The sequence below is a fragment of the Mesorhizobium sp. B2-7-1 genome, from assembly GCF_006440735.1.
Taxonomy (GTDB): domain Bacteria; phylum Pseudomonadota; class Alphaproteobacteria; order Rhizobiales; family Rhizobiaceae; genus Mesorhizobium.
Genome location: NZ_VFUA01000170.1, coordinates 1 through 8,506 on the forward strand (window position 1 = coordinate 1; position 8,506 = coordinate 8,506).

Genomic DNA, 8,506 nt, shown 5'->3' on the forward strand with positions numbered 1-8,506 from the left:
AAAGGCATGGTGCATCAAGCCGCGACGCGCGACCAGGCGCGCAGCGATCTTGTCGAGCGCTGGGATCGCGACAGGCATGCGCAACCGGCGGCAAGCCGGATCATCCTCACCCACACAAACGATGAAGTGCGCGCGCTCAACAATGCAGCGCGCGAGCGCATGCGCGCTGCTGGAGATCTGGGCAGCGAGGTGCAGGTGGATGTGGAGCGCGGCGCAAGGAACTTCGCGAGCGGCGACCGCGTCATGTTCTTGCGCAACGAGCGGTCGCTCGGCGTCAAGAACGGCACGCTCGGCATCGTGGAGGAAGTCAGCAAACAGAGCATGACCGTGCGCACCGATGACGACAGGTCGGTTCGCTTCGACCTGAAAGACTACGCGCACATCGACCACGGCTATGCCGCGACCATTCACAAGGCGCAGGGTATGACAGTCGAGCGCGTCCATGTGCTCGCCACGCCGGGCATGGATGCACATGGCAGCTACGTCGCACTGTCGCGACACCGCGATGGCATGGAGCTGCATTACGGCGTCGGTGACTTCGCGACACGGGATCGGCTCATCCGCACGCTGTCACGCGACCGCGCCAAGGACATGGCGTCGGACTACGACCGGATCGACCCGGCGCAGAGCTATGCCGAGCGGCGCGGGATCACTTTCCGGCAGCGCGTGATCGACATCGTGCGCCGGATTGTTCCGGAGAAGCTTCGCGACAGGATCGGCGGGCTGCTGGACGGGTTGCGCTCGCCCGCAGAAGCCGAGCCCGGTCAGGACCGTGGGCACGGGCCGGGAAGGGAGGATGTTGGCGCGCAAATCGGAGATGCCCGCCCGACACCCGACAGAGGAGCTTCTGCTAGGGGAGCACAGCGCGACACGGATGCGCTGGTGCACCCTGAAGCAGCGTTGCGCAACGCTCGCACGAAGGCGCTTGTGCGTCATGCGCGCGCGATCGATGCGATCATGCGCACCGGAAATGCGGATGGCCAGGGCAGTCCCGAGCAGATGCGAGAATTACGAAATGCCCGCAGCGCTTTCGAGAAGGTTCGGCCGCATGGCTGGCGCGATGCCGAAGCGGCATACGTCAAGAACCCTGAGATGGTTCGTGAAGCGGCGGCCGGCCGGGTCAACCGCATTGTCCTGGCTCTCCAGCTTGAAACGGAAATCCGCACCGGATTGGATAGCGATCCGAGCCTCCGCGCCGACCGTTTTGTGGAACGCTGGCAACAGCTCGACCGAACGAGTCAGCACCAATACCGGGTCGGCGACATGTCCAGTTACAAGTCAACCCGCTCGGCCATGTCCGACATGGCCAAAAGCCTCGAACGCGATCCTCAACTGGAATCCCTCCTTGGCAATCGCAAACGCGATCTTGGCATTCATACTGATTCCGGCCGCCGACTCGGGGCGGAGCTCGCATTCAGCCATGGCATCGGCAGAGGCCGTGGCATTGGAATCTGAACACGTCCGATTCGCCGCCGTTTCCACGCCGGGGCAAGACGACCCGGAAAACCCTCTTGCGCGCCCGCAAGTGTCTGTCCTCTCTGGATCAGGAGCAATCAGAACCAGCCAGCAAGAGGCAGTGCGACCATGCCTGAACCAGACCGGATCATCCGCCTGAAAACCGTCCTCGACCGGACCGGCCTGTCCCGCTCGACCCTCTATCGCAAGATTGCCGAAGGCACGTTCCCGGCTCAGATCAGGATCAGTGTCAACGGGGCGGGCTGGCGCGAATCCGATATCAATCGATGGGTTGAGAGTCCCACTGGCTGGTTTGTTCGAATGGAATAACGCGCCACTACTTTTACCACCGATCTGCCGATTGATGGATGTCCATTATGGGGCCGACAGCAGAACGGCGGCTTCCAGGGGAGATGATAGTTGAAGCGGACGTCAAACGGCAACACGTCATCGCAGATTAGCGAGGTCAACTGGGCTGACGTCACGATGGGGTTGCGTCTGGCTGCCGTGTCTGTGCTCATGGTTTGATGTCACTTGTCTGAACGTTCGCTTTCCGGCCTTGACGAGGCTCGCCTTTGAAACTCTACTTTCCCCAGGACGCTGTGGCATTTGCAAGCGACAACAACAGCTCCGCTCTGTTGCCGTCCGTCCCCTTGATCAGGCTGGCATAATCGCTAATTGCCGAATCGTAGCGCTCTGAACCAACGCTGCGAAGGTAGGCAAGTTCGTTGAGGGCGCCCAAGGCTGGCGAATAACGTCACCTTGGAAGTCGGCTGCGCCGGTTTGTTGAGACTCTTTTATCCTCAGGAAAACAGGTATGGGAATGGTTGGCTCGCCATCGCTCAGATTCGGCAAGTCACGGGCGACATAGGTGGTGTAGCCGTTTGCGCAATAAACCACCGTGTAGGTCTTTTGATCGGCGTCTATCTGGAGTTCGAATGTACCACCCGCGTCCGAGACCGCTGACGCGAGCGGCTTCACGCCGTAGAGCCCGCAGTCTCCATCTCTTCCTGTCGGTTCTGAGTCGGGCCACGCTTTCACGCTCCAGCACTCGCCCAGGATGCTGATAAGGGTTGGCCGAATGCGCCCCTACGACCGCGCCAAGCAATAAGGGTGCAACGTCTGTTCGTGCAATTCCGCCCCGAAAGAGGCATTCTTGCCGGAATTGCAGTCGCGGCAGCACGGCACCAGATTGCTTGGGTTTACTGAATACGCAGGAAAGTTAGCTTTCGGCAGATAGTGGTCGAGCGTCCACGTATGCCCTAGGCCGCCGCAAAACGGGCACACCCCCCTGCTGCCGTAAGCAAGTCATCATTATCATTTCGCACAGTCCGCAGCTAAGCCGGGTGTCACATTAGGTTGCGCCGAGGAGCCGACCCATGAAAATGCAATCCCAATACATGCTGTCGCGAAATGCCATTTGGCTACTCGGTCGCTCCCAAGACCATTGGTTCTTGCGGTTCGAAGGAAGCTCTGGCGAGGGACACTCAAGCAGCGTCAGAAGCTTGACCTGCTCTGTTGGTCCTTCTGACAAATAGCGGAAGAACGGGTTGTTGTTGTCTCGAGACGCCAACACATCTCCTCCAAACTTCACATAGGGCGAGGTGTCGCCCATCCGCTGGAGAATGAATATTTCCACTGCAGCCAAATGCAGCGGATAGTCCGTTTCGTTGACCCCTGCGGCTCCAAGCGCAAGGAGCTCCGTGGGATAGAGGAAATCTCTGACTTGATCCGTGTCGATCCCAAAATCCTTCAGCACCTGCTTGCAAATATCGTCCTTTGTAGTTCCAAGATATTTTCCGACGACGTGCAGATTGGCGCAATCGACCGGCCGAAACGTGCATCCCTTCTTGTCTTGGTCGTCGCTACAATAGCGCGGCCATCCCTGCAGAAGGCACTTGTTCGCGTCAAACGGGTTCTCGACAATACAAGGGCGGTTGGCGTCCAACCATGTCCACCAACTGTCGTATGGCCCAACTATGTGCTTCGCCGTTAGGGCTGCCAGCACGCCGAGAGCTTGATCGGGTGCAAAAGACACCTGGTCGCCGGCGTTCGTCGCCGTTTTACCTATTAGCCGGGGCGATCGCCACCAGCGTCCGTCTGCGCTTTGAGCCTTGAGCACCCCGTCGCATCCCTCTTCCTCTCCGACCGCGCAGAGGAGCCCATTGTAAAGGCCCATATCGCCGTCTTCGCAAGGCGAAGGATTGTTGCCGTCTGGGGTCCGATGCTTGGAGGGAAACGATATCGGATCGGTACAATGATAAGCCTGTTGACGCCAAAAGGTCATTCGGTCAGCAAGCTGGTCGGCGCGGGCAGGCGGCGTCGGCAGGAACAAAAGGCAAAGGAGCAGAAAGACGACAATAGCTTGAATCGACTGTGAAGGACGCTGCATGGTCGCCCCGTTTCAAAAGAAAGATTGAAATTTCTTCTTTGTAAGAGTAACATGACGTGTAATTGTCAACAATGGGCTTACCGAATAATTCTTCCAACACATAGGAAGGATAGCGTATGCATACATCTTCAAGTTGGGCGACGACTCTTTCAATAGCAAAGGTATTCTCGGGCGCGTTGGGGTTGTCGGCATTATTTGCTGGCGAGGCGCAAGCCGTAGATTACAAATTTCCAAACAATGACATTGTTTTAGGCTTGAACACGGCAACGACAGTCCAGAAGATACTAGGACTTGTTGGCGGAACAGCCTATGAATTCTATTACAATAACAATGGCGAGATTTGCCCGCGCCCTCATGTGACAGCGTCAATCCCATACTTCCACTACACCTTGTCCGGAGCTGCGAACTTTATTCAAGGAACCAGCCAATCCTTTATGAGGATCAAGACGGGTTTGACCGTTGAAGTATCGGAATGCCTACCGTATACGGTGTCTGCCGGCATCGAATGTGATTCTAATCTGATGCCGGTCATTGGAACCATTGCGGATGGCGGCGTTGTGATTCGGCCGCTCTGTTTAGTCAATATCGACCAGGTGCCCGTCATCTTTTTCTTCACCTCACTTGAGAGTGGCTATCCGATAACGGTACCTAATCAATACAGGGTGACACTGCCGCCGGCGATCAAGCTCGGCGACTTAACGTTGGATCTGGCTTTCGCGGGATACGAGAACGGCACATGGAGCCGATTGGCCGCGCCGCTTGATAAGTTGAAGAACCTTCCGATGGGCGCTCGGATGATGGTCTCGGATGAGACGCTTCCGGACATCAAGGATCCCTCGAACTATGTTGTCGATCGCGGGCGATACCTCCTAATGGCTGGAACGTTGCAGCCAACCTTCTTCACGACGACTCAGGATCTGAATGAGGCAAAGACACAGATGCTGCCGTCGAGCGTGGCCTTCCTTTATGACCCCTACACGATCGCGTTCCTGCGTATTCGCGACGGGTTCATTGCGCAGCCCGAGTTTCCTAAGCCTCAGGATCCGCATTACGGCCTTCTTGGTGGTTTGTTTCCGCTCGCGGTTTCAGCGACGTACAAAACGACGGCAATGGCGCATCCGATTGGCGTCGAGCTTTTTTTAAACGCCATGAAGGTCAAATTTGACGCCGACGGAAATGGGAATCCCGCCGTCACGGCCGCCTTGGACGTTGGGTCGGTCAAGGTCGTGAACGCCGATGACGGGACACCGCTGAGCGCCAGTCTTCAGACGACATTGGGCGTTGCCGCGCCGCGACCGATGTACAATGGCAGCGTGCGTGTCGATTTGCAGAGCCTCACGCTCGACATTATGACTAATGACGGCCAGCCGATGACGATATCATTGGGGGATGCCGTTCAGAAGGTTCTCAACAACGCGCTTCCAAATTTGGCCGATATGGCTCTTTCGCAGACGGTGGATCTGCCACAATGTCTCGTGGCCGCCAACCCACCCTCACGAATCGAAGCCCTGTCCGCTTGCGCAAATTTTGGCGGAGCGCGCGAGGGTTTGATTTCGAGAGCTTCGGGAGCTGGATCATTCACGCTGAATATTGATCTTGCGAGGACAGCAGTCGTTGCGCAAAAGGGCGGTTACATTGAGCTCGATTTCGACAAGGCACATGACGATTGAGGTCGTGAACGTGTTGTGTCTGGCTGAGCCCTTGGGCCTGCAACCTCAAATCGCAGAAACTCCTGCTTCATATGCGGTGCTGGCGGTGCCCTCCCGCATTTGACTACCGGAGCCTGCTAATCTGTCGTGTCGCGGCTAACGCAAGGGGGGGTGCCTTCGGCGAAGGCGCGCGGCCCGGTCAACATTCCGCAGAAGGTCGCACTGAGCGAGTAGGGTCTACTCGCCGATCCATTGACCGGCCCAATATCCGTTCCCAGGAAAACGGTGGAGTTGACATTAACGATCGAATGCGGGCGCGAAGCTGCCGCACGCTCGCTACAGGCCCGTTTAACGCGCGCTCAAGCGGCTCGTAACTATGCCAGGACTAGGAGCCGTCTGGCTTGACCAATTCCAAGTGACTTACTCCTAACGCTTGGGCAAGTTCGTAGAGGGTAATCACGGTGGGATTTCGCCGACCGCGCTCAAGGCTACTTAGATACTGCTGACTGAATCCGGAGCGCGATTCGACCTCCTCCTGCGTCAGGCCTTTCTCTCGCCGAATACGAGCGAAGTTTTTTCCAACAAGCTGACGCATGTCCATGCGTCGACAATCGAGGTTTACACACTTTAAGTTTATCAACTATAATATGTATTCACCGTGGGTTAAATTCGCCTATTGAAGGAGGCCGTACCGTGTTGACGACAAAGCCGAATGTCCTCGTCGCAACCTGCCCCGACAAGAACATGCAACATGCAGCGCTACGCGACGCCGCGCTCCTGCTAATGAACGGTTGGCAGATGACACGGTATGTCTCCCTGCTGTTGTGCCGCGTGCAGCGGCGGTTGGAGAGCCGAATGATGGTCAATCCCGGTATTCGGGGATTGACTGGAGATTCTCTGAAGCGAACTGAAGGCCAAGCGGAGCACATTCGCGGGGATCGAGGGGCATATGCGGTTGCCCGGGAGGCCGAGGTCTTAGCGATGACCGAAACTCTCAAGCTTCAAGATATTATCCCCGAAGTGGCGGTTACGTCGCTCGCGGGTGTCATTGCCAAGTTGGATCGTCGGCGCTGATCGAGATATCGGTGACCCTACTGACTTCCCGTGGCCGCATATTGCTTCGGTGTTGCGCGACCTCAAAGGCGTTGCAGGTGAATTGCCTCCCTATCGGCCGGACCGCGCCTCCACACGCGCGGATGCCGCTCGCTATTGGCAGGATGCCTCTAAGCTGGTCGGGGCGATTGCGGACGAGGATGCTCGGCCGAACGCATCCGCTGTATAAGTCTCCCTGGACTGTCCAAGGCTTGGCGCGGTGCCAAGCTCCTTAACATCGGCATCTTGAAACTGACTGTTGCCCCAAAAAGTATCATCACCGCCATACACGTAGCTATGGCCGCAGTCGGTGGTTTGTTTGACAGACAACGGACGCCTGCCTGGACGGCGTCCGGCCTATGGCTTACCCGAACATCCTGCCGCCTGCTTCCGTGGTGCTTCCGCGACGTATTTCCTGGCCCCTTCGCGGAAAAATAGGGCGTTGCTAACCGACTGTTTTCACAGTATAAAAGTGGCGCACCCGACAGGATTCGAACCTGTGACCTGTGCCTTCGGAGGTCTGTTTCTTTATGAAGCTCTAAACGTCTGCCAGCGATCACAGATGTGATGCCGTCACGCAGCTTCCTTGAAGGTGGCTTTACGCTTCTTCTTCACCAGGATATCGCGGACAAACTTGTCCCACCGCGCCATGGCGGCACGCTTTTCCGGCATGTAATTCCAGCGATCGTAGCTCTTGGAACTGACGTCCTGCAGAGTGTGGTTCTGTAATCGGTCTCGGATCTCTTTTGAGAGCCCAGCCTTGCCGGCAAGCGTCTTCCAGGTTCGCCGGAGATCGCGGTTTGTCACGACGGGGATGACCTCGCGATCGCGTTGGCGCCACATGAACGAATAGAGCGTGCCATGGCTGACCGGCTTGGACGGGTCGGTCGCGGATGGAAAAAACCAGCCAAATTCATTCGGCTTGATCGACCCGATAAGTTCCGCCGCCAGCTTGGGCACGGGGATGGCGTGAGGCTTTCCATTCTTGGTCTTGGACCAATCGATAATGCGCTCGGCCGCATCCCATTGATCGACGTGTAGCCGAGCGATCTCCTCGACGCGCTGGCCGGTCAGCATAAGAATTCTTACGGCACGCGTGTAAGGGGGGTGGACTGGCGCATCGGGAGATTCGAGCCAACGATAGAGTCGGAGAAATTCCTCCTCATCCAACCAGCGCGTTCCAACTTTTTTCGGTTCGGTTGGAATGCCCGCAGCTGGATTGTAGACGAGACGAAAGCGACGGACTGAGGTTGTGCGGTAGTCATGCTCGGATTTCAGCCCCCAACTGTATGCCGATCGAATATAGCTGCGAACATGATCCGCCATAGACCGTTTGCCTCGCTGATAAATCGGGCGAATGAGGTCCCTGATCTCGTCAGGCTCGATGTCGCGGGCAGGGCGGTTGCGACCGAGCGAATCGGCGATCTTGTTCAAGCCCTTTTCGGCCTCCTTCCAAGACGGTTTTCCATCTGCCTTAAGCGACGCGACGTAAGCCTCAAACAGATCGGCGACCGTGCCGGGTCGCGTGTCGCCGGCTATCTTGATGCTGCGTCCCTTCTGGATCATGTCGGCGAAGTCGCGTCTGAAAATCTCGCGAGCCTGGCTGAGGCTCATTGACGGATACGAGCCGAGCTTTTTCTTGAGACGCTTTTGGTCTCGCCACTGCTGGGCCATCCAGTCCGCCGTTATGCGGGTCGGCATTGGCTTTATCACTAGAACGAGGCGGCCTGTTCCATGGCCCTCGCCATCGACAAGGTTCTGCTGCTTACTGGTCTCCTCGACCTGCTTCAAAGCGTGGCGAATCTCTCCATCGGTAAGGCTTGGCACTGGGGTCTCCCGTAGGCTTTCGAGTGGGATCGGCTGACGGGTAGTAGGGGTCTGCGGTTGGGTTCAAAACGGGCCTCGATCCCCCTAAAAC

8 protein-coding genes and 1 pseudogene are annotated in these 8,506 nt (G+C 57.3%); 4 read left to right on the forward strand and 5 right to left on the reverse strand.

Annotated elements, in window-relative coordinates; translation table 11 throughout:
• A pseudogene (locus FJ471_RS33310) lies at positions 1 to 1,455 on the forward strand (Ti-type conjugative transfer relaxase TraA); the annotation flags it as partial.
• A 129-nt stretch (positions 1,456 to 1,584) separates the two neighbouring features.
• The gene (locus FJ471_RS33315) at positions 1,585 to 1,785 is read left to right on the forward strand and encodes an AlpA family phage regulatory protein (RefSeq protein WP_140810217.1); all 201 of its coding nucleotides are present in this window, start codon (positions 1,585 to 1,587) and stop codon (positions 1,783 to 1,785) included.
• A 327-nt stretch (positions 1,786 to 2,112) separates the two neighbouring features.
• Here FJ471_RS33315 and FJ471_RS33320 read toward each other — a convergent pair whose 3' ends face one another.
• The 3 genes from FJ471_RS33320 to FJ471_RS33330 all read right to left on the reverse strand — a co-directional run bounded on the left by FJ471_RS33320 (position 2,113) and on the right by FJ471_RS33330 (position 3,847).
• Complete coding sequence (locus FJ471_RS33320) at positions 2,113 to 2,436, reverse strand: hypothetical protein (RefSeq protein WP_140810224.1); 324 nt, start codon at positions 2,434 to 2,436, stop codon at positions 2,113 to 2,115.
• A 108-nt stretch (positions 2,437 to 2,544) separates the two neighbouring features.
• On the reverse strand, positions 2,545 to 2,742 hold the full coding sequence (locus tag FJ471_RS33325; protein WP_140810231.1) for an HNH endonuclease signature motif containing protein: 198 nt from the start codon (positions 2,740 to 2,742) through the stop codon (positions 2,545 to 2,547).
• A gap of 67 nt (positions 2,743 to 2,809) precedes the next feature.
• Positions 2,810 to 3,847: a hypothetical protein gene (locus FJ471_RS33330; RefSeq protein WP_140810239.1), complete on the reverse strand. Its 1,038-nt coding sequence runs from the start codon at positions 3,845 to 3,847 to the stop codon at positions 2,810 to 2,812.
• Positions 3,848 to 3,963: 116 nt separating this feature from the next.
• On the opposite strand from FJ471_RS33330, the gene FJ471_RS33335 reads away from it, so the two are divergent.
• Positions 3,964 to 5,517 carry a hypothetical protein gene (locus FJ471_RS33335; RefSeq protein WP_140810245.1) on the forward strand — a complete coding sequence of 518 codons (1,554 nt, stop codon included), beginning with the start codon at positions 3,964 to 3,966 and terminating at the stop codon, positions 5,515 to 5,517.
• A 364-nt stretch (positions 5,518 to 5,881) separates the two neighbouring features.
• Here FJ471_RS33335 and FJ471_RS33340 read toward each other — a convergent pair whose 3' ends face one another.
• The gene (locus tag FJ471_RS33340; RefSeq protein WP_140810253.1) at positions 5,882 to 6,097 is read right to left on the reverse strand and encodes a helix-turn-helix transcriptional regulator; all 216 of its coding nucleotides are present in this window, start codon (positions 6,095 to 6,097) and stop codon (positions 5,882 to 5,884) included.
• Positions 6,098 to 6,189: 92 nt separating this feature from the next.
• Between FJ471_RS33340 and FJ471_RS35465 the strand changes: the two genes are divergently transcribed.
• Positions 6,190 to 6,570 (forward strand): hypothetical protein, encoded by a 381-nt coding sequence (locus FJ471_RS35465; protein WP_246684901.1) that lies wholly within the window; start codon positions 6,190 to 6,192, stop codon positions 6,568 to 6,570.
• A 591-nt stretch (positions 6,571 to 7,161) separates the two neighbouring features.
• Here the strand turns inward: FJ471_RS35465 and FJ471_RS33355 are convergent.
• Entirely contained in the window at positions 7,162 to 8,415 is a 1,254-nt protein-coding gene (locus tag FJ471_RS33355) for a site-specific integrase (RefSeq protein ID WP_140810261.1), read from the reverse strand.
• Positions 8,416 to 8,506: the final 91 nt, after the last annotated feature.